The sequence below is a fragment of the Chloroflexota bacterium genome (assembly GCA_040902225.1).
In the GTDB taxonomy this organism is placed as follows: domain Bacteria; phylum Chloroflexota; class Limnocylindria; order QHBO01; family QHBO01; genus CF-167.
The window spans coordinates 751171-774848 of record JBBDXT010000004.1 but is presented as its reverse complement, the minus strand read 5'-3'; the positions used below and the strand labels follow the sequence as shown (position 1 = coordinate 774848).

Annotated in this window: 28 protein-coding genes; 27 read left to right on the top strand and 1 reads right to left on the bottom strand. The window is 70.3% G+C overall.

The features are described 5' to 3' along the window. Positions 1-42 precede the first annotated feature (42 nt). The 7 genes from def to dtd all read left to right on the top strand — a co-directional run bounded on the left by def (position 43) and on the right by dtd (position 6167). Positions 43-549: a peptide deformylase gene (def, locus tag WEB29_06175; GenBank protein ID MEX2136537.1), complete on the top strand. Its 507-nt coding sequence runs from the start codon at positions 43-45 to the stop codon at positions 547-549. Beyond that, a complete protein-coding gene (gene fmt, locus WEB29_06170) occupies positions 549-1496 on the top strand; it encodes a methionyl-tRNA formyltransferase (GenBank protein MEX2136536.1) in 948 nt (315 codons plus the stop codon). Before def ends, fmt begins: the two co-directional genes overlap by 1 nt. Positions 1497-1580: 84 nt before the next feature. After that, entirely contained in the window at positions 1581-2327 is a 747-nt protein-coding gene (locus WEB29_06165) for a zinc metallopeptidase (GenBank protein MEX2136535.1), read from the top strand. Next, entirely contained in the window at positions 2320-3462 is a 1143-nt protein-coding gene (gene rlmN, locus WEB29_06160; GenBank protein MEX2136534.1) for a 23S rRNA (adenine(2503)-C(2))-methyltransferase RlmN, read from the top strand. Before WEB29_06165 ends, rlmN begins: the two co-directional genes overlap by 8 nt. After that, entirely contained in the window at positions 3459-4130 is a 672-nt protein-coding gene (gene rpe / locus WEB29_06155; GenBank protein ID MEX2136533.1) for a ribulose-phosphate 3-epimerase, read from the top strand. Before rlmN ends, rpe begins: the two co-directional genes overlap by 4 nt. After that, on the top strand, positions 4130-5713 hold the full coding sequence (locus tag WEB29_06150) for a putative glycoside hydrolase (protein ID MEX2136532.1): 1584 nt from the start codon (positions 4130-4132) through the stop codon (positions 5711-5713). Before rpe ends, WEB29_06150 begins: the two co-directional genes overlap by 1 nt. 4 nt (positions 5714-5717) lie before the next feature. Further along, positions 5718-6167, top strand: a complete 450-nt coding sequence (gene dtd, locus WEB29_06145; protein MEX2136531.1) for a D-aminoacyl-tRNA deacylase — start codon at positions 5718-5720, stop codon at positions 6165-6167. Position 6168: 1 nt separating this feature from the next. On the opposite strand, the gene rpmB is transcribed toward dtd, so the two are convergent. Next, positions 6169-6360, bottom strand: coding sequence for a 50S ribosomal protein L28 (gene rpmB / locus WEB29_06140; GenBank protein ID MEX2136530.1), 192 nt, complete (start codon positions 6358-6360; stop codon positions 6169-6171). An 86-nt stretch (positions 6361-6446) separates the two neighbouring features. On the opposite strand from rpmB, the gene recG reads away from it, so the two are divergent. The 20 genes from recG to rplS all read left to right on the top strand — a co-directional run bounded on the left by recG (position 6447) and on the right by rplS (position 23657). After that, a complete protein-coding gene (gene recG, locus WEB29_06135) occupies positions 6447-8543 on the top strand; it encodes an ATP-dependent DNA helicase RecG (protein MEX2136529.1) in 2097 nt (698 codons plus the stop codon). Next, positions 8543-9103, top strand: coding sequence for a 16S rRNA (guanine(966)-N(2))-methyltransferase RsmD (gene rsmD, locus WEB29_06130; protein MEX2136528.1), 561 nt, complete (start codon positions 8543-8545; stop codon positions 9101-9103). Before recG ends, rsmD begins: the two co-directional genes overlap by 1 nt. Next, complete coding sequence (coaD, locus tag WEB29_06125) at positions 9103-9594, top strand: pantetheine-phosphate adenylyltransferase (GenBank protein MEX2136527.1); 492 nt, start codon at positions 9103-9105, stop codon at positions 9592-9594. Before rsmD ends, coaD begins: the two co-directional genes overlap by 1 nt. A gap of 86 nt (positions 9595-9680) precedes the next feature. Further along, the gene (locus WEB29_06120; protein ID MEX2136526.1) at positions 9681-10184 is read left to right on the top strand and encodes a hypothetical protein; all 504 of its coding nucleotides are present in this window, start codon (positions 9681-9683) and stop codon (positions 10182-10184) included. A gap of 20 nt (positions 10185-10204) precedes the next feature. Then, positions 10205-10717, top strand: a complete 513-nt coding sequence (locus WEB29_06115; GenBank protein ID MEX2136525.1) for a DUF177 domain-containing protein — start codon at positions 10205-10207, stop codon at positions 10715-10717. Between the two features lie 77 nt (positions 10718-10794). Next, entirely contained in the window at positions 10795-10998 is a 204-nt protein-coding gene (gene rpmF / locus WEB29_06110; GenBank protein MEX2136524.1) for a 50S ribosomal protein L32, read from the top strand. Positions 10999-11011: 13 nt separating this feature from the next. Then, positions 11012-12085, top strand: coding sequence for a phosphate acyltransferase PlsX (plsX, locus tag WEB29_06105; GenBank protein ID MEX2136523.1), 1074 nt, complete (start codon positions 11012-11014; stop codon positions 12083-12085). Further along, the gene (locus WEB29_06100; protein ID MEX2136522.1) at positions 11986-12531 is read left to right on the top strand and encodes a transcription antitermination protein NusB; all 546 of its coding nucleotides are present in this window, start codon (positions 11986-11988) and stop codon (positions 12529-12531) included. The genes plsX and WEB29_06100 overlap by 100 nt, the downstream gene beginning before the upstream one ends. 2 nt (positions 12532-12533) lie before the next feature. After that, positions 12534-12776 carry an acyl carrier protein gene (gene acpP, locus WEB29_06095; GenBank protein MEX2136521.1) on the top strand — a complete coding sequence of 81 codons (243 nt, stop codon included), beginning with the start codon at positions 12534-12536 and terminating at the stop codon, positions 12774-12776. A gap of 11 nt (positions 12777-12787) precedes the next feature. Then, the gene (rnc, locus tag WEB29_06090; GenBank protein ID MEX2136520.1) at positions 12788-13510 is read left to right on the top strand and encodes a ribonuclease III; all 723 of its coding nucleotides are present in this window, start codon (positions 12788-12790) and stop codon (positions 13508-13510) included. Then, complete coding sequence (smc, locus tag WEB29_06085; GenBank protein MEX2136519.1) at positions 13507-16983, top strand: chromosome segregation protein SMC; 3477 nt, start codon at positions 13507-13509, stop codon at positions 16981-16983. Before rnc ends, smc begins: the two co-directional genes overlap by 4 nt. Continuing rightward, positions 16980-17894 (top strand): signal recognition particle-docking protein FtsY, encoded by a 915-nt coding sequence (gene ftsY / locus WEB29_06080; GenBank protein ID MEX2136518.1) that lies wholly within the window; start codon positions 16980-16982, stop codon positions 17892-17894. The genes smc and ftsY overlap by 4 nt, the downstream gene beginning before the upstream one ends. Before the next feature lie 76 nt (positions 17895-17970). Then, positions 17971-19341 carry a signal recognition particle protein gene (gene ffh, locus WEB29_06075; GenBank protein ID MEX2136517.1) on the top strand — a complete coding sequence of 457 codons (1371 nt, stop codon included), beginning with the start codon at positions 17971-17973 and terminating at the stop codon, positions 19339-19341. A gap of 5 nt (positions 19342-19346) precedes the next feature. Further along, the gene (locus tag WEB29_06070) at positions 19347-20900 is read left to right on the top strand and encodes a DUF3352 domain-containing protein (GenBank protein MEX2136516.1); all 1554 of its coding nucleotides are present in this window, start codon (positions 19347-19349) and stop codon (positions 20898-20900) included. A 60-nt stretch (positions 20901-20960) separates the two neighbouring features. Beyond that, positions 20961-21374, top strand: a complete 414-nt coding sequence (rpsP, locus tag WEB29_06065; GenBank protein ID MEX2136515.1) for a 30S ribosomal protein S16 — start codon at positions 20961-20963, stop codon at positions 21372-21374. Beyond that, positions 21371-21607 carry a KH domain-containing protein gene (locus tag WEB29_06060; protein MEX2136514.1) on the top strand — a complete coding sequence of 79 codons (237 nt, stop codon included), beginning with the start codon at positions 21371-21373 and terminating at the stop codon, positions 21605-21607. The genes rpsP and WEB29_06060 overlap by 4 nt, the downstream gene beginning before the upstream one ends. After that, positions 21576-22088 carry a ribosome maturation factor RimM gene (rimM, locus tag WEB29_06055; GenBank protein ID MEX2136513.1) on the top strand — a complete coding sequence of 171 codons (513 nt, stop codon included), beginning with the start codon at positions 21576-21578 and terminating at the stop codon, positions 22086-22088. The genes WEB29_06060 and rimM overlap by 32 nt, the downstream gene beginning before the upstream one ends. 3 nt (positions 22089-22091) lie before the next feature. Continuing rightward, positions 22092-22841 carry a tRNA (guanosine(37)-N1)-methyltransferase TrmD gene (trmD, locus tag WEB29_06050; protein ID MEX2136512.1) on the top strand — a complete coding sequence of 250 codons (750 nt, stop codon included), beginning with the start codon at positions 22092-22094 and terminating at the stop codon, positions 22839-22841. 31 nt (positions 22842-22872) lie between these two features. After that, on the top strand, positions 22873-23130 hold the full coding sequence (locus WEB29_06045; GenBank protein ID MEX2136511.1) for a hypothetical protein: 258 nt from the start codon (positions 22873-22875) through the stop codon (positions 23128-23130). A 176-nt stretch (positions 23131-23306) separates the two neighbouring features. Beyond that, on the top strand, positions 23307-23657 hold the full coding sequence (gene rplS, locus WEB29_06040; protein MEX2136510.1) for a 50S ribosomal protein L19: 351 nt from the start codon (positions 23307-23309) through the stop codon (positions 23655-23657). The last annotated feature ends 21 nt before the right edge of the window (positions 23658-23678 follow it).

Genomic DNA, 23678 nt, shown 5'->3' with positions numbered 1-23678 from the left:
ACCCGGGAGGGATGCGATCCGCGGATCGGTACAATGCGAACGATGGCCAACCGTCCGATCCTGACCGCCGACGAGCCGATCCTGCACCAGCGCGCCAGGAAGGTGACGCATTTCGATGCGTCGCTGCATCGGCTCCTGCAGGAGATGGTCGATACGATGCGTGACGCGCCGGGGATCGGGCTGGCAGCCAACCAGATCGGTGTGCCGCTGCAGGTCGCGGTGATCGAGCTCGAGGAGAAGGTGACCGAGCTGATCAATCCGCAGATCATCCGAGCCAGTGGCGACGTGATCGACTGGGAGGGCTGCCTGTCCGTCCCGGGCTTCGTGGCGGAGGTGCACCGTCACGCCAAGGTCACGGTCAAGGCCCGTGATCGGCATGGCAAGGAGTTCCGCGTCAAGGGAGAGGAGCTGTTCGCGCGCGCGCTGCAGCACGAGATCGATCACCTGAACGGCGCCCTGTACATCGACTACCTCGATTCGCTCGAAGAGCTGGTTCGCGTCAGCGAGCATCCGAGCGAGGTGGAGGAACCGACGACCGCGGGGATCTAGTGCCGCCGCTGGGCCGCGTCGCGTTTCTCGGCACTGGATCGTTCGCCGTCCCGCTCCTCTCGCGTCTCCCGGCGCTGTGCGACGACCTGCTGGTCGTCAGCCAGCCGGACAAGCCGGCCGGTCGCGGGCTCCAGACCCGTCCTTCACCCGTCGCCGCCTGGGCGCGAGAGCACGACGTCGCCGTTGAGACGCCGCGCCGCCTGCGCTCGGACGAAGGAAGGGCGCTCCTCCGGCGCTTCGCGCCCGACGGGCTGCTGCTGGCTGCCTACGGCCAGCTCGTGCCAACCGACCTGCTGGGCGTCGCGTCGCGCCCGCCGCTCAACGTGCATCCCTCGCTGCTGCCGCGCCATCGCGGCGCGGCGCCGGTGGCCTCGACGATTCTTGCCGGGGACGCCGAGGGCGGGGTCTCGCTGATGGTCATGACCGCCGAGCTGGACGCCGGTCCGATCGTTGCCCAGTGGCCGGTCACGCTCACCAGCCGCGAGACGACGCCCGAGCTCGAGGAGCGCCTCGCGCAGGTCGCCGCCGCGGTCGTGCCCCAGGCGCTGGATGCCTGGGTCGCGGGTGAGATCGTGACGACGCCGCAGGATGAGAGCCAGGCCACCCTCGTCCGTCCCTTCAGCCGCAGTGATGGCTGGATCGATTGGCGCCAGAGCGCCACGCTCGTGGACCGGCGGGTGCGCGCCCTGCAGCCCTGGCCGGGGGCCTGGACCACGCTCGACGGGCGGCGGCTCCACGTCCGCGCCGCCCATCCGGTGGCGGGAGTGGATGGACCCCTGGTCGGCACCCTGTTCCCCGGCGACTGGCCGCTGGTGGCCTGCGGACAGGGTGCGCTGGCGCTGGAGCTCGTCCAGCCCGAGGGAAGGCCGATCATGCCGGCCGACGCCTGGCGTCGGGGCCTGCCGCGCGAGCACGTCCTGCTCGGCGGCGGAACGGCCCCCGCGTAGCGCCATCTTCACCGCGCCTTCACGGAGGCGAAAGGGAGGCTCGGCTATACTCGGCGCGCTTCCAAGGAGGTAGCAGCAACAACCATGGGTGGTTTCCTGCCGTACATCGTGCTTGTCATGCTCCCGAGCCTCGCCATCACCGGATGGGCCGCTTGGCGAGTTCGCTCGACCTATGCCCGGTGGTCGAAGGTCGACTCCGGGATTGACCTTTCAGCCTTTGATTTTGCCCGCCGTCTGCTCGACCGGCAGGGCCTCACCGACGTCCAGATCGAGCCGGTGCCGGGTCAGCTGACCGACCACTACGACCCGCGCGGCAAGGTGCTGCGCGTCAGCTCCGCGGTGGCGGGTACCAGCCAGCTCGGCATCTACAACCCGCGTGATCGAACGGTTGGATTCCCCGCCGGTTCGGGCACCCTCTCGGTCGCCGCCGCGGCGGTCATCGCGCACGAGGTCGGTCACGCCCTGCAGGACCGGGAGCGCGACCCGTGGATGGCGGTGCGGCAGACGATCGTGCCCGCGGCGCAGCTGGGCTCGGGCCTGGCGCCGTGGCTGATCATCGCAGGTGTGTGGTTCAACCTGCTGGGACTGGCCTGGGTCGGCCTGATCGTCTTCGGGGCGGCCGTGGTGTTCACCTTTGTGACGCTGCCGGTCGAGATCGGCGCGTCCGGAAAGGCGCTGGCCTTCGTCAGCGGCCTCGGGATCAGTGGCGAGCGCCAGGTCGGCGCCCGCGAGGTGCTCAAGGCAGCGGCCTGGACCTACGTCGCCGCTGCGCTGGCAGCACTGCTGACCTTCTTCTACTACCTGATGATGATCCTGGGGCGTCGTGACTGAACGTCCGCTCGCCGGGACGCATCCGGCGATCAGCGAGGTCGATCTGAATACGCTCACCGCGTGGCTCACCGCCCGCGGTGAGCCCGCGTATCGGGCCGTGCAGGTGCTGGCGGGTGCGCATCGCCCAACCGTCGGCGGGCTGCATGACCTGACCGACCTGCCCCGTCCGCTGCGCTCGGCGGTGACGGAGGCATTCGATTTCTCCTCGATCGTCGGCAGTCACACGCAGGTCGCCGATGGGGGGCTGACCGCAAAGGCGGTGCACGAGCTGGCCGATGGCCAGCGCATCGAGTCGGTCCTGATGCGATACCCGGGTCGCGGCGCCGGCACCGGGCGCACGACCATCTGCATCAGCTCCCAGGCGGGCTGCGCCGTTGCCTGTCCGTTCTGCGCGACGGGACAGGCCGGGTTCGGCAGGCAGCTCACCGCCGGCGAGATCGTTGACCAGGTGCTGCACTGGCATCGCGATCCGTGGCTCGCGCTTGGCGCAGATTGGCGACCCGGAGGTGGTCGCAGCCACTACAACATCGTCTTCATGGGGATGGGCGAGCCACTGAACAACGTCGACCCGGTCTTCGCGGCGGTGCGCCTGCTGAACGATCCGGCTCGTCTGGGGATCGGCGCACGGCACATCACGGTCAGCACGTCGGGTGTGGTGCCGGGGATCGACCGCATGATCGAGGAGCTGCCGCAGGTCAACCTGGCGATCAGCCTGCACGCTGCCAGCGACGAGCTGCGCGACGAGCTGGTTCCGATCAACCGCAAGTGGCCGATCGCCCAGGTCGTGGCGGCCGGTCGGCGCTTCGCCTCCCGCACGCGGCGTCGGGTCAGCCTCGAATACGTGCTGATCGACGGGATGAATGACGACGCCGAACAGGCTGCCGGCCTGGCAACCCTGGCGCACGGCTGGCTCTGTCACGTCAACCTGATCCCGCTGAACCCGACGCCGGGATCCCGCTGGAGCGGAACCGACAGGGCGGGGGTCCGCGCCTTCGCGGCCACCATCCAGAACGCCGGCGTGCCAGTCACGGTGCGCGACACGCGCGGCCGGGAGATCGAGGCGGCCTGTGGCCAGCTCCACGCGCAGCTCGCCGGCAAGCCGATCCGGCCGGCGCCGCCGGTGGTCACGGCATGAACCCGCGCCCGGCGCAGATCAGCGCCAGCCTCTTGAATGCCGACCATGCCCGGCTCGGCGATGAAGTCCGTCGGGCGGTGGAGGGTGGGGCTGACTCGATCCACCTGGACGTGATGGATGGCCATTTCGTCGAGAACCTGACCATCGGCCCGGTCGTGGTCCAGGCGGTCCGCGCCTTCGCATCGGTGCCGTATCACGCCCACCTGATGGTCTCCCAGCCACTGCGCCAGGCGCGCGCCTTCGCCGACGCAGGAAGCGACCTGATCGTGGCGCATGTCGAGGCCGATGACGACCCCGGCGAGGTGATCGGCGCGATCCATGGCTACGGGCGCGGGGCGGGACTGGCCATCAATCCGGAGACGCCCGCCGACGCGGTGCTGCCATACCTCGAGGCGATCGATCTGCTGCTGGTGATGACAGTCCACCCCGGGCGCGGCGGGCAGGCCTTCCTGGCCGAGGTGCTGCCGAAGATGGCGCAGCTGCGTGACGAGATCGAGCGTCGCGGGCTCTCGCTCCCGATCGGCGTGGATGGGGGAGTGAATCTCGAGACGATCGGCGCGGCTCATGCCGCCGGCGGCGAGATCATGGTCGCGGGGTCGGCACTGTACGGCCAGGCGGGCGACCTCGGGCCGACCGTGCGGGCGCTCCGCGCGGCGGCGCTCGCGTGATGCAGCGACCCCCCGCCGGTCGCGCTCGATCGGCCATCGTCGCGGTGCTGCTGGCCGCAATCGTGATCGGTTGCTCCGGGCCGGGGCCCAAGGAGAGCCCGACGCCCGAGCCGCCACGCGAGGTGGTCGTGACCGTCGAGGATCGGACCAACCAGGCGCCGGTGCCCAACGCGATGCTGCGGTCGGGGGACGGCACGGCGACCACCGGCGCGGACGGGACGGCCACGATCACGGCACTGAGCGGCGCCACCGTCGAGGTGAGCGCGAATGGGTTCGACGCCGGGACCGGCACCGTCCCCGACGAGAAGGGGCTGACCATCGCGCTGCGTCCGAACGTGGTGAGCGGCGCGGTGACCGATGGCGACGGAAAGCCGATCGCCGGGGTCCGCGTCTTCGTCGATGGGGAAGCTCAGCCGGCGGTGACCGACACCCTCGGGCGCTACACCCTCCCCGGCGTCCCGGAGCATGGGGACCTCATCTACAAGATGCCAGGCTATCGGCTGGGCGTGATTCCGATCGATGCGCAGATGACCAAGGACGTCGCGCTGACCCCATTCGTGGCGCGAGCGCTCTACGCGCCATCGGCCGTGTTCGAGGCAACCGGCCGCCTCGACGCCATGCTCGACCTGATCGATCGGACCGAGGTCAACGCGATGGTGATCGACGTCAAGGAGACCGCCGGCAACTTGTACTGGTCCACCGATCTGCCCGCCGCCAGCGCGGTCGGGGCGGTCATGGAGGCTCCGCTCTTCCAGCTCGACGAGCTGCTGCCCAAACTGAAGGAGCGCGGCATCTACACCATCGCCCGCATGGTGGTGATGAAGGACAACACCCTCGGAAACGCGCGCCCGGAGCTGGCCGTCAGGAACGCTGCGACGGGCGAGCCGTGGCGTGACTACGGGGGCGGCATCTGGCTGGATCCCTACAACCACGGGGTGGCCGAGTACATCGCGGCTCTGGCCGCCGACCTCGCCGACAAGGGCTTCGACGAGGTACAGCTCGATTACGTGCGCTTCTTCAGCGACGGCGACTATGCGACCGCCGACACCAACCTGCCGAACACGCAGTCGTTCCGGCTGCCGGCGATCCGGCGTCTCTTCCGGCTCGTCTCGGATGCCCTGCTCACGAAGCGCGCCTTCTTCTCGGCCGACGTCTTCCCGATCAGCTTCATCGCCACCGATGACCAGGGGATCGGTCAGCGCCCCGAAGTCATCATGCCATACGTCGACTACTTCTCACCGATGGTCTACCCGAGCCATTACGGCCCGTTCACCTTCGGCTTCAAGGTCCCGAACGACCACCCCTACGAGGTGATCGACGAGACACTCAAGATCATGAACCAGCAGCGGGCCCGCCTGCCGATGGTGATCCGGCCGTGGATCCAGGACTTCGGCTACGGCCCCTTCGCGCCCTACACCGCTGGCCAGGTGCTCCAGGAGATGAAGGCTGCCAGCGATAACGGCGCCCAGGGATGGATGATCTGGAACGCCCGGGCCCTCTTCACGGAGGCTGCGCTTGGGCCGCCGCGGGAGGGCGAGAATTCCGCGCCGATCACGAGCCCCCTCCCATCCTCGGGCTCGTAGGTCCGTGCGCCTCGTCGTCCAGCGGGTCAGCCGTGCAGAGGTGCGTGCTGATGGGGTGGTCCTGGGCGCGATCGGTCGAGGTGCCGCTGTGCTGGTGGGGATCGGGGCGGGAGATACGCCAGAGCTGGCCGATCGCCTGGCGGCCCGGCTGCTTGGCCTCCGCTACTTCGAGGATGCGGACGGACGGACGAACCTGGCGATCGACGAGGTCGACGGCGCGTTCCTGGTGGTGAGCCAGTTCACGCTCCTCGCGGACCTGCGCCGTGGCCGGCGACCAGGCTTCGCACTGGCTGCGCCGCCCGAGGTGGCCGAGCCGCTGGTGGATCGCTTCGTGGAGCGGCTGCGCGAGGGTGGCCGGACGGTGGCGACCGGGCGCTTCGGGGCGGAGATGGAGCTCGAGCTGGTGAACGATGGACCGTTCACCCTCGTGATCGAGGCGGGCGCCGAGGGCTGAGTCAGACCTTCTCGGCGGTCCGAATGCAGCGCGAGCAGGCCTTGATGCGGACCGGCGAGCCGTTGCGCTGGACCACCATCGGCTGCAGGTTCGGGAGCCAGCGGCGCAGCGCGCGCTTGCGGTTCATGCCGACCGACTGCGGGTTCCAGCCGGTGATCGGCCGCTTGCCGCAGATGTCACATGCTCGAGCCATCGGGGGTCTCCATTTCATGAACGAACCGGCGCACCAGACCTCGGCGCTGCCGGAACGGCCCGATCCTAGCACGCTACGATCGGGCCATGCAATCGAGCCCGCGCCTGGCCGCACGGCCGCTCTCGGCGGAGGATCTCGACCGGCCGATCCGCTCGGTCCTGCCCGAGCTGGCACGCGGGGTGGCCGCGTTCGGAAAGCTGGGCATTGGGACCCCACGCCAGGCGCTCTTCTACCTCCCGTTTCGCTACGACGACTTCAGCGACCTGCGCCCGCTGGGGGAGCTCGTCGCCGACGAGAAGCAGTCGGCGCGCGCCAAGGTCGTGGAGGTCACGATTGAGCCGGGCTTCGGCAGGCGACCCCAGCGAGTGATCGCCCAGCTGGCAGATGCCAGCGGCACGGCAGAGGCGATCTGGTTCGGAAGGCGGTACGTCGAGCGCAGGCTGCAGAAGGGGTCCGAAGTCGTGGTGAGCGGCAAGGTCACCTACCGCGGCTGGCGTCCGCAGTTCACCTCGCCCGACTTCTCGCCGGTCGGGCACGAGTCGGTCCATACGGCTCGGGTCGTGCCAATCTATCGGCTGGTGGGCGGCGTCACCCAGCGTCGCGTCCGTGAGCTGCTGGCGCGGGTGCTGGAGCGTGCGCTGCCTGCCGTCGAGGATCCGCTGCAACCGGCGGAGCGCGGCGACCTGCCCGTCCTGGCCGATGCCCTGCGCGCCGCGCACTTTCCCGAGGAGGCGGCAGACGTGCCGGCCGCCCTCGATCGGCTCGCCTTCGACGAGCTGCTGGCCCTCCAGCTCAGCATGGCGCAGGCGCGCGAGGCACGGGCCGGCGAGCGGGCAGCCGGGGTCGCAATCCACGAGCAGGAGCTGACGGCGCTGCTGGGCGCGCTGCCCTTCGCGCTGACCGCAGACCAGCGCCGGGCCGTGGACGAGATCATCGCCGACCTCGCCTCCGACGAGCCCATGCGGCGGCTCCTGCAGGGCGACGTGGGGAGTGGCAAGACGGCGGTTGCGGCGGTGGCGCTGGCGGGCGTCGTGCGCGCGGGATGGCAAGGGGCGCTGATGGCGCCGACCGAGATCCTGGCCCGACAGCATTACCTCGGATTGGCGCCGCTCCTCGAGGCGCTCGGCGTCCGCGCGGAGTTCCTTTCAGGATCGCTCGGCGCGGCGGCCAAGGGCCGCATCCACGATGCGATCGGAGCGGGGGAGGCGGAGGTCGTGATCGGGACGCACGCCGTGATTGCCGAGGCGGTCTCGTTCGACCGCCTGGCGCTGGCCGTGGTCGATGAGCAGCATCGATTTGGCGTGGCACAGCGCGCGGCGCTGCAGGCGAAGGGCGCCGGTCGCGAGCCGCATCTGCTGGCGCTGACCGCGACCCCGATTCCTCGCACGCTGGCGCTCACCTTCTACGCGGACATGGCGATCAGCACCATTCGCGAGATGCCACCGGGACGGCGCGCGATCCGGACCGAGGTGCGCAATCGAGCCGCCCTGCCGCGCATCGAGGCGTTCCTCGCCTCCGAGGCGGCCGCGGGCCGGCAGTCGTTCGTGGTGGTCCCCCTGGTGGCGGAGAGCGAGGCGCTCAGCGCGGCGTCTGCCGAGGCGGAATTCGAACGGCTACATTCGGCGCTGCCCGGACTGCGGATCGGCCTTGTCCACGGGCAGCAGCGCGCGGACAGCCGCGACGCGACGATGGCCGCCTTCGCGGCCGGGGAGCTGGACCTGCTCGTCGCGACCACCGTGATCGAGGTCGGGATCGACGTGCCGAACGCGACGGTGATGCTGGTCGAGGACGCCGACCGCTTTGGCCTGGCCCAGCTCCACCAGCTCCGCGGACGGGTGGGTCGTGGCGAGCAGCAGTCCTTCTGCATCCTGCTCACCGACGCCGTCGACGAGCGGTCGAGGGAGCGGCTTGAGGTAGTGCGCGGTTCGAACGACGGATTCGCGATCGCCGAGGCGGACCTCCGGCTGCGCGGCGCGGGCAACGTCCTCGGCACCCGTCAGTCGGGTCTGCCTCCGCTCAAGGTGGCGTCCCTCTTTGAACCGCGTCACCTGGCGCTCGCCGAACGGGCCGGGACGCTCGCGCGACGGCTGGTCGGCGCCGATCCCACGCTGACGACGCGCCCAGAGCTGATCAGGATGCGGGACGACCTGGCCAGCGCCGAGGACGAGGGGGACGCGGCCTGATGCGCGTCATCGCCGGCACCGCGCGCGGTCGCCTGTTGGTCGCGCCGCGTGGCACCGCCACGCGGCCGATCACCGATCGCGTCAAGGAGACGCTCTTCGCCATCCTGGCCGACCGCACGGCGGACGCGCAGGTGCTCGACCTCTACGCCGGCAGCGGAGCCATCGGCATCGAGGCCCTGTCGCGCGGGGCGGCCCACTGCGACTTCGTGGAGGTTGCCCGCCAGGCCGTCGCCGCGATCCGCGAGAACCTGCGGCGCACCGGCCTGGAGGATCGGGGAGCGGTGCATCAGGAGGATGTCGGGCGCCACCTCGCCCATCATGCGGCGAAGGCACCTGACCTGGTCTTCCTGGATCCGCCGTACGAGGAGCGTGCTATCCTCGCGCCGCTCGAGCGGCTGCTGGCACGCCTCGCGCCGGGTGCGTCGGTCGTGGTGAAGCACCATTGGCGCACTCCGATTCCGGAGCTGCGCGGGCTCGCCAGATGGCGCGAGCGACGCTTCGGCGAAACGACACTGACCTTCCTGGTGGTGGACGACAAGGGCGATGGAGTGGAGGAGTGATGAGCCGCATCGCGGTCTTCCCCGGCTCGTTCGACCCGATGACGAACGCGCACCTCGACGTCGCCCGCCGCGCCGCCGCGCTCTTCGATCGGCTGGTGGTCGGCGTCCTCAACAACCCGCGCAAGTCACCACTCTTCAGCGTCGACGAGCGGATCGCGCAGATTCGGGAGGCGGTCGCCGACTTCGGGGCGAACGTGGAGGTTGCCGGGTTCGACGGACTGACGGTCGACTTCGCACGTCGCCACGACGCCGAATTCATCGTCCGCGGCCTGCGCGCGGTGAGCGACTTCGAGGCCGAGCTCCAGATGGCGCACACCAATCGCAAGCTGCAGCCCGGAGTCGACACGGTCTTCCTGATGTCGGCCCTCGACTACGGCTACCTCTCCAGCAGCCTGGCCAAGGAGGTCGCCCAATTCGGCGGCGAGATCGCCGGGATGGTGCCGGAGCCGGTCGCCCTTGCGCTGCGCACGCGCTTCTCGACGCCAGACTGAGGGCACGGGCGCGCGACTATAATCCCGCCACGAACGAGACGTCGCGGGAGGTTGCAGCCACGGATATCATCTTCCTCGTTGAGCGGTTGGAGTCCCTCGCCGCCAGCGCCAAGAAGCTGCCCCTCACCAACAACGTGGTGCTCGATCAGGCGGCGATCCTGGAGCTGATCGACCAGCTGCGAGTGGCGGTTCCGCCCGAGGTTGCCCAGGCCCGGCGCGTCACCGAGGAGGCGACCCGCATCACCGAGCGGGCACGTGAGGAGGGTGATGCGGTCATCGCCCGCGCGCAGGAGCAGGCGGCCCGCATGCTCGAGGACCGCGAGCTGGTGCAGATGGCCAAGCAGCGAGCGGAAGAGATCATCGACACCGCCACCCGCGAGGCCGCCGACATTCGCCGCGGCGGAGATGAGTACGCCGCCGGGGTGCTGATCCGCCTGGAGGGCGAGTGCATCAAGGCGCTGACCAGCATCAAGCGCGGGATCGACATGCTCGATGAGCGCTATCGCCCGCCTCGTCCCGACACCGACGGCTCCGATCCTGAGGAGGTCGAGGTCGAGCCGGAGGCAATGGGGTCCGCCGCCGGGTCGTGATCATGTTCAACGTGGCGGGCATGCTCCAGGAGGCTCCGGGAGCGACCCGCGAGGTCGCCCTCCGGGATCGGTACCTCTCCGTTGGAAGCGATGTCGAGCTGGCCGGTCCGGTCGACGGGAAGGTTCGGCTGCAACGGACCAATCGCGGGATCCTGCTGCGCGGCTCCGTCGATGCTCCCGTGCGGCGCACCTGCTCACGCTGCCTGGACCCGTTCGTCGAGACGGTCCACCTGCAGCTGGCGGAGGAGTTCCTGCCGACTCTGGATCCGCAGCGGAGCGTGCCATTGCCGCCCCCGGCGCCCGACGAAGAGGCGCTGTTGATCGACGCACAGCACCAGATCGACCTGACCCCGGTCCTGCACGATGAGCTGGCCCTCAGCGAGCCGATGCACCCGCTCTGCCGGCCAGACTGTCCCGGCCTGTGCCCCGGCTGCGGCCGGCACATGGACGTCGGCAGCTGTGACTGTGCGAGCAACGAGCCTGATCCACGCCTGGCCGCGCTGGCTCGCCTGCTCGAGGGGATGCGCGACTGAGCCTGATGGCCTGTCGCCCTGCCGCGAATCGGCGGCTATACTGCGGCGTCCCCTCAATACCGATGTAGGAGTCGCGCGTGGGCGTCCCCAAGCGAAAGGTCTCGAAGGCGCGCCAGGGTGAGCGGCGGTCGCACCTGGCGATCAGCGCCCCGCCCCTGGTGGAGTGCTCGCATTGCCACGAGCTGAAGCTCGCGCACCACGTGTGTCCGACCTGCGGCTACTACGACGGCCGCGAGGTGGTCGCCGTCGAGCCAACCGCGCCGGCCGAAGGCCAGCGCTGAGGCAGCGTCGCTGATGCGCATCGCGGTCGACGCGATGGGCGGCGATTTCGCTCCCCGCGAGATCGTTCGCGGCGCGGTCACGTACGCCGCATCCCACGCCGACGAGGTGATTCTGGTCGGTGACGTGCCTCGCATCGAGGCCGAGATCGCCGAGTTCGGCCGCGGACACCCCGCCAGCGTCTCGTTCGTCGACGCACCCGAGGTGATCGAGATGGGGGAGCATCCCGCTGCCGCGCTGCGCGCCAAGCGCCGCTCCTCGATCCGGGTGGCGACCGACCTGGTCCGGGATGGCCTCGCCGACGCGCTGGTGAGCGCGGGATCGACCGGCGCCACCATGGCGGCGGCCGTCTTCCGGCTGGGGCGCATCGACGGCATCGACCGCCCGGCCCTGGCCGCGCACCTTGTCACCGCCAGCGGGCCGATTCTCATCCTGGACGTGGGCGCGAACGTCGATTCCGAGGCGAGCAACCTGGTGCACTACGCCGTCATGGGGTCCATCTACTCGGAGCACGTGCTGAAGGTCTCGCGCCCGCGGGTCGGCCTGCTGAACATCGGCGAGGAGGCGGAGAAGGGGGACGCGCTGACGCGCGAGGCGTATCCGCGCCTCCAGGAGAGCGGGCTCAACTACATCGGCAACGTCGAGGGAAACGACATGGTCGGCCACGTCGCCGATGTGGTGGTGTGCGACGGCTTCGTCGGCAACGTCGTGATCAAGTTCTTCGAGGGTCTGACCAGCTACATCTTCCGTTCACTGCGCACCGACCTGCAGCAGGGGCCGATTGCCCCGCTGGCCCTCCTGGCCCTCAAGCCGGGGTTCGACCGGATGAAGCATCGCTTCGACTACGAGCAGTACGGTGGCGCACCCTTGCTCGGCGTCCGCGGGGTGAGCATCGTGACGCACGGGCGCGCCCGGGCGCGGATGCTCGAGAATGCCATCAGGGTCGCCTCCGAGGCGGCGACCGCCGGCATCCCGCAGCTGATCGCCGAGTGGAGCCAGGAGCACCCGGCCCTCGCTCAGCGCGATGCTTCCGAGCTGATCGCAGGCGGAACCGAGCCGCTGGTCGCGGGACCGGGAGGCGACGGCTGACCAGCGCGCCGTCCCGGCGACGTCGCGTCCGGCCAAGCCCGCGGCTCGAGGCGCGGCGACTGGCACTCCTTGCGCTCTTCGAGGACGAGTTTCGACCCGCCCAAGCGCTCGTGGCGCTTACCCGCCTGGTGGTGGAGCACGGCAGTGACGCGGAGGTGGCGTCCCATGCTCGCGAGATCGTGGAGGGTGTCATCGCCCACCGCTCGGACCTGGACGCGAGGATCGCCGCTTTTGCCCCCGCCATTCCGGTCAGCGAGCTCGGCAAGGTCGAGCGCACGATCCTCCGGAGCGCCCTCTGGGAGGTGCTATACTCCGCCGCGACCTCGAGCGGGGAGACGATTCAAGACGCCGTTTCCCTTGCCCGGACCTACTCCGGGGACGCGGCTCGCCGCCTCGTGAACGGCGTCCTGGGAAGCGTTGCCAGATCATCGCCTGGAGGAGCCTGACGGTGGCCGACGGAACCACGTTCGACCGACTCAAGAAGCTGATCGTCGAGCAGCTCGGCGTCGATGAAGAGGAGGTCACCCCAACCGCCTCGTTCGTCGAGGACCTGAACGCGGACTCACTCGACCTCGTGGAGCTGATCATGAGCCTCGAGGAGGAGTTCGGCATGGAGATCTCCGACGAGGACGCCGAGAAGATCCAGAAGGTCTCGGACGCGGTCGAATTCATCGAGGAGCACCAGCAGTAACGATCGGGGCCATGGCCAGTCCGCCAATCGACGAGCTGGGTGAGCGACTCGGCATCGTCCTGCGGGACCCGGAGGCCATTCGCCAGGCGTTCATTCACAGCTCCTTCCTCAACGAGAATCCGGGCGCCGCGACGGGGCACAACGAGCGCCTCGAGTTTCTCGGCGACGCCGTCATCGGCCATGTCGTCAGCCGGCTGCTGTACGACCGCTTCCCCGACGAGGACGAGGGTAGGTTGACTGCCCGACGCGCCTCACTCGTCAACCGCGAGTCGCTTGCTGCGATTGCCCTGGGGCTCGGGCTTGACCGATACGTCCTGCTCGGGCGAGGCGAGGCCGGTGGCGGTGGCGCGGCCCGCCCGTCGCTGCTGGCCGCGACCTTCGAGGCGCTCGCCGGTGCGCTGGCGGTGCGCGAAGGGTTCGGTCCCACGCAGCGTTGGCTGCGTCGCATCTTCGGGTCCCTGATCGCGCCAAGCGGGACGGAGGAGCCGCCCAAATCTGCCAAGAGCAGGCTCCAGGAATGGACGCAACGCCAGCACCGTCAGAAGCCGCACTACGAGCTGACCGACGTGAGCGGCCCGTCGCACCGACACGCATTTACCGTCTCCGCCGTCGTCGACGGGCGCGAGATGGGGATCGGTCACGGGTCGAGCCGCCAGCGAGCCGAGGAGAACGCGGCAGCCGTGGCGCTGACACAGCTGATCGATGACGCGGCACCGTCGAGGGGCGCCGGATGACCCGGTTGAAGGAGCTGCGGCTCCACGGCTTCAAGACGTTCGCCGACCCGACCCGCTTCGTCTTCGAGCGCGGAGTGACGGCGGTGATCGGCCCGAACGGGTCCGGCAAGAGCAACATGGCCGACGCGGTGCGCTGGGTCCTCGGCGAGCAGTCGAACCGCTCGCTGCGCACGCGGCGCGCCGACGACGTGATCTTCGCCGGCAGCGAGGGACGCCGCCCGCAGGGGATGGCCGAGGCGATCCTCACCCTCGACAACAGCGACGGCTGGCTGCCGATCGACTTCAGCGAGGTGTCGATCGGCCGCCGCGCCTACCGATCCGGCGAGACCGAGTACCTGATCAACGGAGCCCGCGCGCGGCTGCGCGAGGTGGTCGACCTGCTGGCGGGGGGCCGGCTCGGGGCCAACGAGCTGGTGGTGGTCGGGCAGGGCACCGTCGACGCGGCGCTCTCCCTGCGCCCCGAGGAGCGGCGCCAGCTCTTCGAGGAGGCTGCCGGCGTCAAGAACCTGCAGGTTCGCAAGAACGAGGCACTCGGGCGGCTCGCGCGGGCGCGCGACAACCTGACCCGGGTGGGCGACCTGATCGGCGAGCTCAAGCCCCAGGTCCGCCGCTTGGCCCTCCAGGCGCAGCACCAGCAGGAGCACGACGTGCTGGGCCAGCGGGCCCGGACGCTCGTGATCGAGGTCCACCGCCGTCGGGAGCTCATCGCGCGAACGGCGCTGGGCGAGGCACGCCGCAGGAAGGCCGCCGCCGAGGCCGCGGTGGAGGCGCTGCGAGCCGAGGAGGCCGCCGGACGCGAGGCGATCGGCACCGCGGAGGCCGCCTACTGGTCAGCGGAGTCCAGCGCGCGCGCAGCGTCCGAGGGGCGTGAGGCAGCACGAGAGGCGTTGATCCGAGCGGAGGCGCACGCCGAGGCGATCGCCCGCAGGCTCGCCGATCTCTCGTCGGTGATCGCGCGATCGCAGGCTGAGCTCGACGCGACTCAGGCCGCGCTCCAGGCGGAGCCGGCGGCGGCGGATCCCAACGCGGACGCGACGTGGGAGGCTGCCAGGGAGGCCGAGCGCCGCTGGCGGGCAGCCGGCGAGGGGTTCGACGCCGCGGACCGCGACGCGCTCTCTGCCGAGGAGGCGGTCAGCGCGGCGCGGGCACGTGCCGGGGCCTCGATCGCCGAGGCCGCCCGACGCGACGAGGCCGTGGCGCGCGCTGCCGCGAAGGCCGAACGAATCGAGGAGGAGCTGCGAGCGGCGCGGGTGGCGTCCTCAACGGCGGGGACGGCTCTCGAAGCGGCGGAGACTGAGCTGACGGAGGCGGAGGCTGCCGAGGCCGAGGCCATCGGTCGCCTGCAGGTGGCGGACCGCGAGGGCGACGAGGCGCAGCTCCGGGCCGACGAGGCTCGCGCGGGTGCGACCGCCCTAGCGGAGCGGGTGGGCAGCCTGCGTGCCGAGCTGGAATCGCTGCGAGAGCGCGCGGAGAGCGGGTCGCGACTGGGATCGAGACTGGCCAACGCCGGATGGCGGACGCTGATGAACGCGATCGATCCTCCCCGCGAGGCATGGGCAGCGATCGAGGCGCTGGTCGGCGGCGAGGTCCAGCAGGCCCTGGTGTGGCAGGACGATGGCGTGGCCGAGCACGCGGCCGATGCACGCGGCTCGGCTCGCCTGCTGGCGGAGAGCAACGATGCGCTGGAAGGGCGTCCGGCCGCGCTCGCCGCTGTCGGAGCGACCATGACCGTGGCCGAGTGGATCGGCGCCGCGTCATCGCCGCGCCTCTTCGCGCGCGCCGTCGTAGCACCTGACCTGCCGACGCTGCTCGGCGGCTGGCGCCGTCTGCCGCCCGGATGGTGCGCGGTGACGGCGGAAGGAGACCTCGCCGATGAGCGCGGGCTGGTGATCGTCCGCGGGCGCCAGGATGAAGCAGCCGGGGAGGCGGCGCGACAGCACGAACGGCGGCGGGAGCTCGCACAGCTCGTGGAATCGCTGGAGCTCGAGCAGTCGCGGGCGGGTGAGGCGGCCGGACTGGCGCTGGTCGCCTCGTCGCAGGCGCACCGCGCACGTGACGAAGCCCGCGCCCTTCGGTCCGAGGCAGAGCAGCGCACTTCGCAGGCACGCGCGGCCCATGCGCGCGCCGTCGAGGTTTCAGACCACGCGCGCTACGGAGAGCGCGCCCTGGCAGCCGAGCTGGATGCGTCAGGCAACGACGCCGTGGCCGGGAGCTCCGGAGCGCCACCGTCAGCGGCCGACACCTACGTCGCCACCCTTGCCGCAGCCGCGATCGCCGCGCGGGAACGCCGCGCCGAGCTTGCCGTGACGCGCGACCAGCTGCGCGCGGCCTGGCAGACGGCGCAATCCGCGGTCGATGCCACCGACTCGGCCCGGAGTCGCGGCGGTTACGAGCAGGCTCTCCTGGAAGCGCGCAGTGATCAGCTGCGAGCGACTCTCGCCGGCGACCGGGAATCGCTCGCCGCGCTGGACCGAGACCGCAACGCGGCCGGTGAGGCTTCTGCGGCCGCCGCCGCGGGGGTCGCGCTGGCGACGAACGAACGCGACCTCGCCGATGCCGAGCGAGATCGGCTGCGTGCCGACCTCCTCGAGCGCGAGCGGACGCGGGGCGGTGCGGCATCTCGCATGGCAGAGCTGGAGCGAGGTTCCCAGGCTGCCGCGCTCGTGGCGCAACGACACGAGGATGAGCTGGTCGCGATCGTCCGCGAGCGAGATCTGGCGATCGAGTCGCTGCCGCCGACCGTCGACGATGTCGACGCCGGCGCGGATGGCGCGATCGCCGACGCGGATCTGGGCGATGCGCCACTCGAGGCGATCGCAGAGGAGCTGACCCGGGTTCGCCGGACGCTCTCCCAGATCGGCTCGGTCAACCCATTCGCGATCGACGAGCATCGAGAGCTGGCCGGACGCCTCGAGACATTGGTGGCGCAGGACGCCGATCTGTCCGCGGCCAGCGCCTCGACCGAGGAGCTGATCGGTCGCCTCGAAGCCGACATCGCGCAACAGTTCAACGCGGCGTTCGTCGCCATCGGTGCAAAGTTCGACGAGTTCTGCCGGCTCCTCTTCGCTGGCGGCTCGGCCTCGCTGCAGATGAGCGACGCGGACGGGGAGGCTGGCGGGATCGAGATCGCAGTCCAGCCCCCGGGCAAGCGCCTCCAGCGGCTGCCGATGCTCTCCGGCGGGGAGCGGGCGCTCACCGGGGTTGCCCTGCTGTTCGCCATGCTGAGCGTCAACCCGGTCCCGTTCTGCATCCTCGACGAGGTGGATGCGGCCCTCGACGAGGCCAACATCGGCCGCTTCGCCGATGCATTGCGCCTCCTGGCCCAGACGATCGACTTCGTGGTGATCACCCACAACCGGGCCACGATAGAGACGGCGGACACGATCTACGGCGTGACCATGACCGATGCCGCGGTGTCGCGGCTCCTCTCGCTGCGCCTGGCCGATGTCCCGGTTGAGGTGGCCGTCGGATGATGGCGCGCCCGAGGCGTGAGCCGCCGGGCCTCGGCCTGCGGCCACGGCCCGGCGGACTCGGCGGCCGGCTGCGCGCCCTGCTGGGCCGGGACCGGGTCGTCGAGTCGACCTGGGACGAGCTCGAGGAGGCCCTGGTCGCGGCCGACGTGGGACCAGAGACCACGGTGGCGCTGATCGCCGCCACGCAGGAACGCGCCGGCGCGTCGGCCACTGGCGAGGCGGTGCGCGCAGCCCTGGCGCAGGAGATTCGCCTGCGTCTCGATCGAGTGGGCTGCGGCAGATTCGAGCTCGGACCGGCCCCGGCAGTGATCCTGGTGGTGGGCGTCAACGGATCGGGCAAGACGACGACAATCGCCAAGTTGGCGGCGCGATTCGTGCGCGACGGCCACAGCGTGGTCCTCGCCGCCGCGGACACGTTCCGCGCCGCCGCGGTCGAGCAGCTTCGCCTGTGGGGCGAGCAGGTCGGGGTCCCGGTGGTCGCCCAGCGCCCTGGTGCCGATCCGGGCGCCGTCGCGTTCGACGCGCTGGCGACGGCCGAGTCGCGGGGTATCGAGGTGGTCATCGTCGACACCGCCGGCCGCCTGCAGAACAAGGTTCAGCTGATGACCGAGCTGGCCAAGATCCGGCGCGTGATCGAACGGCGCCAGCCGGGCCAGCCGCGGCACGTCCTCCTCGCGCTCGACGCCACCACCGGTCAGAACGGCCTCTCCCAGGCCGAGGCGTTCAGCCGCGAGGCGGGCGTCACCGGGATCGTCCTGACCAAGATGGATGGCACCTCCAAGGGTGGCGTGGCGGTCGCCATCGCCGATCGGCTGCAGCTGCCGATCTTCTTCGCGGGGGTCGGCGAGGAGCTCGACTCGCTCGCCCCGTTCGACCCCGAGGCCTACGTGGAGTGGCTGCTGGCGGCCTGATCCCCACGCCCGATTCTGATTGCCGGTCCGGGGCGAGCCGCCTAGAATGGGCAGCTGTCTCGCGCGGCCGCCGGCCATGCGCGACAACGAACCCCGCATCGGTTACTGCATGTTCGAATCGCTGTCCGCACGGCTGCAGGGCGTCGTCGATCGCCTGCGCGGCAAGGCCAAGATCACCGAGGCCGACCTTGACGTTGCGCTGCGCGAGATCCGCCTTGCGCTGCTCGAGGCGGACGTCAACTTCCGCGTGGTCAAGGACTTCGTGGCGAAGGTCCGCGAGCGTGCCCTGGGAGCGGACGTGCTGACCGGCGTGCACCCGGGCCAGCAGGTGGTCAAGGCGGTCCATGACGAGCTGGTGGCGGTGCTTGGCGGCGCGCGCCACGTGCTCAAGCTCGACGGCAGGCCAAGCCTGGTGATGCTCGTCGGCCTGCAGGGATCGGGCAAGACGACGACCGCCGCCAAGCTGGCGGTGCGGCTCCGTCGCGACGGGCACAAGCCCCTCCTCGTCGCTGCCGACGTCTACCGCCCCGCCGCGGTCGACCAGCTCGTCTCGCTCGGTGACCAGATCGGCGTGGAGGTTCACACCCGTCCCGCCGGGACACCGGCGCTGGAGATCGCCCGCTCGGGGATGGAGCAGGCCCGCCAGCGAAGCCTGGACGTCGTGCTGCTCGACACCGCCGGGCGGCTGCACGTGGATGAGCCGATGATGGACGAGCTGGTGCGCGTCGCCGGGGCCGTCACCCCGGCCGAGACGCTGCTGGTCGTCGACGCGATGACCGGGCAGGACGCGGTCAAGGTGGCCGAGGCGTTTCACCATCGACTGCCGCTCACCGCGCTGGTGCTGACCAAGATGGATGGCGACGCGCGTGGCGGTGCGGCGCTCAGCATTCGGAGCGCCACCGGGCTGCCGATCGCCTTCATCGGCACCGGGGAGCGCACCGACGGCCTCGAGCCATTCCACCCCGATCGGCTCGCTCAGCGGATCCTGGGGATGGGGGACATCCGGTCGCTCGTCGAGCGAGCGCAGGAGACGGTCGACCAGGACGAGGCGGAGCGGGTCGCGCAGCGCCTGATGGAGTCTCGCTTCACGCTCGACGATTTTCGCTCGCAGCTGGCGCAGGTCAAGAAGATGGGGCCGATCGGGCAGCTGGTCGGCATGATCCCCGGCGCCAGGCAGCTGGCCGGTGCCGCCCAGCAGGCGGTCGATGACGGGCAGCTCAAGCACATCGAGGCGATCATCGACTCGATGACACCGGCGGAGCGCCGGCATCCGGAGCTGATCAAGGCCAGCCGCCGTCGGCGGATCGCGACGGGCAGCGGAACGACCCCCGCCGACGTCAATCGGCTGCTCAAGCAGTTCGGGGAGATGCAGCGACTGATGCGCCAGCTCGGCTCGGTTCGGCTGCCGCGGAGCGAGAGCGGTCTGCGCAGCATCCTGGGCGGCTAGCCGGCATGCGGCGGCTCGTCGTCGCGGTCACCGCTCTGCTCGTCACGCTCGGGGGAGCGGTGGTGGTCGGCTATCTGCTTCTCCTCTCCGCCGTCGCGGACCGGGCCTCCCGCGCGGCACCGGCCGACACCGCGATCTACGTCAACGCCTACCTCCAGCCGTCGGCCGGGCAGCAGATGAACCTGTTCGGCCTCGTCGGTGAGCTGCGCGGCTTCGGCGATCCGGCGACCCTCGAGGCCAAGATCGACGAGGTGGCAGGACGCCTCCTTGGCCAGGCGGGGATCGACTACTCGTCAGACGTCCGCCCCTGGCTGGGCGCTCAGATTGCGATCGCCGTCGCGCCCGCTGAGGCCGGCTCGCCGCCGAGCAAGCTCCTGCTCGTCGCAGTGAAGGACTCCGATGAAGCGCGCACGGGGGTGCCACGCCTGTTTGCGTCGCTGGAGATCGCGTTCGCGCAGGAGACGTTCCGGGGCCACGCCCTGATGACGAGCGACCAGACGAGCTACGCCCTGCTCGACGACCTGCTGGTGGTGGCCAACACGCCGGAGCGGCTGCGCGCCTCCCTCGAGGCCGATGCGGACGTCGCTCCGTCCCTGGCCGACTCACCGGCCTTCACGGCCGCCATGCGTCGGGTCGCGAGCGATCACCTGGCGTCCGTGTACGTGGACCTGCCACGAGCGGTTGGCCTGGCGGCGGGGGATGAGCTCGGAGGATTCGGCACCGCGGCCCTGGCGCTCACCGCGGATGCCGACGGCCTGCGCATCGGCGGCGTGGCCCCGTTCACCGCAGACGCCGCCAGCGAAAGTGCCCGCGCGGCGTTCGCGCTCGGCACGCAGCAGTCCACCCTCGCCGGCTGGATGCCGCGGACCACGAGCGCCGAGGTCGTCCTCTTCGGCGCCGCACAGAGCTTCGAGGACCTGGAGGCGAGCCTGGCTGGCGAGACGGCCCTCACCCCCGCGATCGATGCGCTGAACCAGCTCCGCGGGATCGCAGCTCTCGGGCTGGGGATCAACTTCAACCGCGACCTGCTGCCGCTCTTCGATGGCGAGGGCGCGGTGGCGCTGCAGAGCTTTGACGCCGATGGCTTCCACGCACAGGTTCTGCTGCGTCCGTCCGATGCGGCTGCTGCGCAGGCTGCCCTCGATCGGATGCGGTCTTCACGGGCCGATCGCGGGTCGAGGGTGACCACGAGCGAGGTGGCGGGCACCACGATCACCACGGTCGCAGTCGTGCCGATCGGCACAGTCTCCTACGCGATGCTGGACGATGTCGTGATCCTGGCTCTCGATCCGGCCGACGTCACGGCGGCGTTGGAGGCGCATGCCGCCGGAGAGACGCTTGCCAACGACGATCGGTACCGGGCGCCGTTTGAGCTCGCCGGTGCGCACGCCGGCAACGAATTCTGGGCCGACCTACCAACCATGGTCGACGCGGTGGCTGGCATCTTCGACCCCGGAAACGAAGTTCGCGATATCCTCCACCAGATCGGCGAGCTTGCAATCAGCGCAACCGCCACCGACGATCGGCTGGAAATCAGTGGCGTGCTGACCGTCAGATGAGATCAGAGACTTCGCAACGGCAGGTGACTGCCGTCACAGCAGCAGAGAGGTAGAGAACCTTTGGCAGTACGCATTCGGCTCTCACGCGTGGGAGCCACCAAGCGGCCCAGCTATCGGGTGGTGGTCATCGACCGGCGTCGACCGCGTGATGGCCGCGCGCTGGAGATCCTCGGGTTCTACGACCCGCTGACCAAGCCGGCCACCGTCAAGATCGACGCTGAGCGATTGGCTGTCTGGATGGGCAAGGGTGCCCTGCCCTCGGACACCGTAGCGAAGCTGATCAAGATCAACGGCAGCGCGCCGTCGGCCGCTGGAGCGCCCGCGCTCGAATCGCCTGCTCCCAAACCGAAGCGCTCGCGCAAGAAGGCAGCCGCTGCAGCCAAGTCTGAGGAGGCTCCCGCGGCTGAGGAGGCTCCCGCGGCTGAGGAGGCTCCCGCGGCTGAGCCCGCTGAAACGGACGAGGCCGCAAAGTGAAGGCCTTCCTCGAGTACGTCGCACGCTCGCTCGTCGACGATCCTGACGCTGTTGTGGTCGAGGTCAGCGAAGCCAATGACGAGGTCACCCTGACCCTCAAGGTTGGGGAGGGCGACATGGGCCGCATCATCGGGCGCGACGGGCGGATCGCGAATGCCATCCGCAGCCTGCTGCGGGTGATGGGCGCGCGCGACGGGCGGCATGTCGAGCTGGAGATCGTCGGCGACGACTGAGCGCCTCGCGGTCGCGCGCGTGCTTGGCGCCAAGGGCCTCGCCGGCTCGCTGCGCATCGAAGCCCTCACCGATCATCCCGAGCGGCTGGCCGCCGGCGCGTCGATCTGGATCGAGGACGAGACGAGCTCGCGAATGATCCTCGAGGCCGGCTTTGGCGGTCGGGTGCCGGTTCTTCGGCTCGAGGGGATCTCTGACCGCGCCGCGGCTGAGCAGCTGGCCGGGCGCTATCTGGAGGCGTCGGCGGAGCCCCTGCCTCCGGACACCTATTACTGGCATCAGCTGATCGGCCTCGCGGCCATCGACGAGACGGGGAACGAGCTGGGGCAGGTGGTGGAGATCTTCAGGGCCGGCGAGAACGAGGTGTACCGCATCGAGGGTCCCGCCGGCGAGCTGCTCGTTCCGGCGCTGCGCGAGGTGGTGCGCTCGATCGACGTCGGGTCCGGGCGTATGGTCGTTCGGTACGATGCGGAGGAGGTCTGATCGATGGGAGCCGAACGGTCCGACACGCTGCTCCACTTCGATGTCGTCACGCTCTTTCCCGAGCTGTTCGACGCGCCGCTGCGCACCTCGGTCATCGGCCGGGCGGTCGAGCGCGGCATCATCTCGGTGGCGGTTCACGACCTGCGCACTCACGGCATCGGGCGGCACCGGGTCGTCGACGACGCTCCCTACGGTGGGGGAGCGGGGATGGTGATGCGCCCCGAGCCGCTCTTCGCCGCCATTGAGCCGCTCCGCGCGGATGGTGCACAGGTGATCCTGCTGGACCCCGCCGGCGAGCGCCTGACCGATCCGCTGGCTCGCGATCTCGCCGCGGCACGGCACCTGGTTCTGGTCTGCGGCCGATACGAGGGGATCGACGAGCGCGCCCGCGCCCTGGCTGACCGCGAGGTGAGCATCGGCGACTACGTCCTGACCGGTGGCGAGCTGCCGGCCCTGGTGCTCATCGATGCCGTTGGTCGCCTCGTCCCCGGCGTCATCGAGGCCGATTCTCACGAGTCCGACTCCTTCGCGGACGGCCTCCTAGAAGGGCCCCACTACACCCGCCCCGAGCAGTTTCGGGATGCGTTCGTCCCGCCCGTTCTGCTGTCAGGGCATCACGCCGAGGTTGCACGTTGGCGGCGGATCGAGGCCCTGCGCCGCACCCTCGCCCGCCGCCCGGATCTCCTCGCTGCTGCGCCGTTGTCGGATGAGGACCGGGCCATCGTGGAGGAGCTACGACGATCGGCGGATTGACGCCGCTTCAAATCACCGGAAAGAATCGTGCGTGACCAGCTTGCGCAATGCCCTCTCGCCATGGGCGATCGGTGGTCTCGTCCTCTGGCTGCTGGTGCTGGCGTTTGCGCTGGCGTGGACCATCCCGGTCTTCGCCAACGTTTCGAGTGGACCGGCATGCACGCCGACGCCATGCGCTGTCCGCACCACGACCGAGTGGCTTCCCAGCCTGGTCGTAGCGGCACTCGTGGCCACCCTCGTTGTTGCGGGTGGCTGGGGGTTGCTTACGTCAATTCGCCGTAGCCGATAGGCGTCGCCACCGCCTGGGGCTGGGGAACCAGCCCGTTGTCGAGACTCCGAGGCCGCTGCTATACTCCGCCCGTCGCGGCCGCAGGTCGGTCGCGTTCGTCACGTTCGCGCCGTTGCAGGCGTGCCATCGAGCCGATAATCCGCGGCTAATGCCGCGATAACGAGGTCTCCCGCAGGATGGATCCGATCAAGGAGCTCGAGCGCGAGCAGCTCCGCAGCGACGTCCCCGCGATCGCACCGGGCGACACCGTCAAGGTGTCGGTCAAGGTGGTGGAGGGGAGCCGCGAGCGAATCCAGATCTTCGAGGGGACGGTCATGCGGCTGCGTGGTGGCGGTCTGAATCAGCGCATGACGGTGCGCCGCATCGCGTCCGGCGTCGGCGTCGAACGCACCTTCATGGTGCACGCGCCGCGGGTCGAGAAGATCGAGATCGTGCGGCATGGCGTCGCTCGCCGCGCCCAGCTCTACTTCCTGCGCGATCGGGTCGGAAAGTCAGCCACCCTGCGCGAGCGCCGACCCGGCCGCTGAGCCGGTGGCCGGTCTCTTCCA

Coding starts and splice junctions, on each gene's coding strand:
- smc (MEX2136519.1), top strand. CDS start 13,507: ATGACCCGGTTGAAGGAGCTGCGGCTCCACGGCTTCAAGACGTTCGCC.
- rsmD (MEX2136528.1), top strand. CDS start 8,543: ATGCGCGTCATCGCCGGCACCGCGCGCGGTCGCCTGTTGGTCGCGCCG.
- WEB29_06115 (MEX2136525.1), top strand. CDS start 10,205: ATGCTCCAGGAGGCTCCGGGAGCGACCCGCGAGGTCGCCCTCCGGGAT.
- recG (MEX2136529.1), top strand. CDS start 6,447: ATGCAATCGAGCCCGCGCCTGGCCGCACGGCCGCTCTCGGCGGAGGAT.
- plsX (MEX2136523.1), top strand. CDS start 11,012: ATGCGCATCGCGGTCGACGCGATGGGCGGCGATTTCGCTCCCCGCGAG.
- rimM (MEX2136513.1), top strand. CDS start 21,576: ATGTCGAGCTGGAGATCGTCGGCGACGACTGAGCGCCTCGCGGTCGCG.
- WEB29_06150 (MEX2136532.1), top strand. CDS start 4,130: ATGCAGCGACCCCCCGCCGGTCGCGCTCGATCGGCCATCGTCGCGGTG.
- def (MEX2136537.1), top strand. CDS start 43: ATGGCCAACCGTCCGATCCTGACCGCCGACGAGCCGATCCTGCACCAG.
- rpe (MEX2136533.1), top strand. CDS start 3,459: ATGAACCCGCGCCCGGCGCAGATCAGCGCCAGCCTCTTGAATGCCGAC.
- WEB29_06165 (MEX2136535.1), top strand. CDS start 1,581: ATGGGTGGTTTCCTGCCGTACATCGTGCTTGTCATGCTCCCGAGCCTC.
- rnc (MEX2136520.1), top strand. CDS start 12,788: ATGGCCAGTCCGCCAATCGACGAGCTGGGTGAGCGACTCGGCATCGTC.
- ffh (MEX2136517.1), top strand. CDS start 17,971: ATGCGCGACAACGAACCCCGCATCGGTTACTGCATGTTCGAATCGCTG.
- WEB29_06070 (MEX2136516.1), top strand. CDS start 19,347: ATGCGGCGGCTCGTCGTCGCGGTCACCGCTCTGCTCGTCACGCTCGGG.
- rpmB (MEX2136530.1), bottom strand. CDS start 6,360: ATGGCTCGAGCATGTGACATCTGCGGCAAGCGGCCGATCACCGGCTGG.
- rplS (MEX2136510.1), top strand. CDS start 23,307: ATGGATCCGATCAAGGAGCTCGAGCGCGAGCAGCTCCGCAGCGACGTC.
- ftsY (MEX2136518.1), top strand. CDS start 16,980: ATGATGGCGCGCCCGAGGCGTGAGCCGCCGGGCCTCGGCCTGCGGCCA.
- trmD (MEX2136512.1), top strand. CDS start 22,092: ATGGGAGCCGAACGGTCCGACACGCTGCTCCACTTCGATGTCGTCACG.
- coaD (MEX2136527.1), top strand. CDS start 9,103: ATGAGCCGCATCGCGGTCTTCCCCGGCTCGTTCGACCCGATGACGAAC.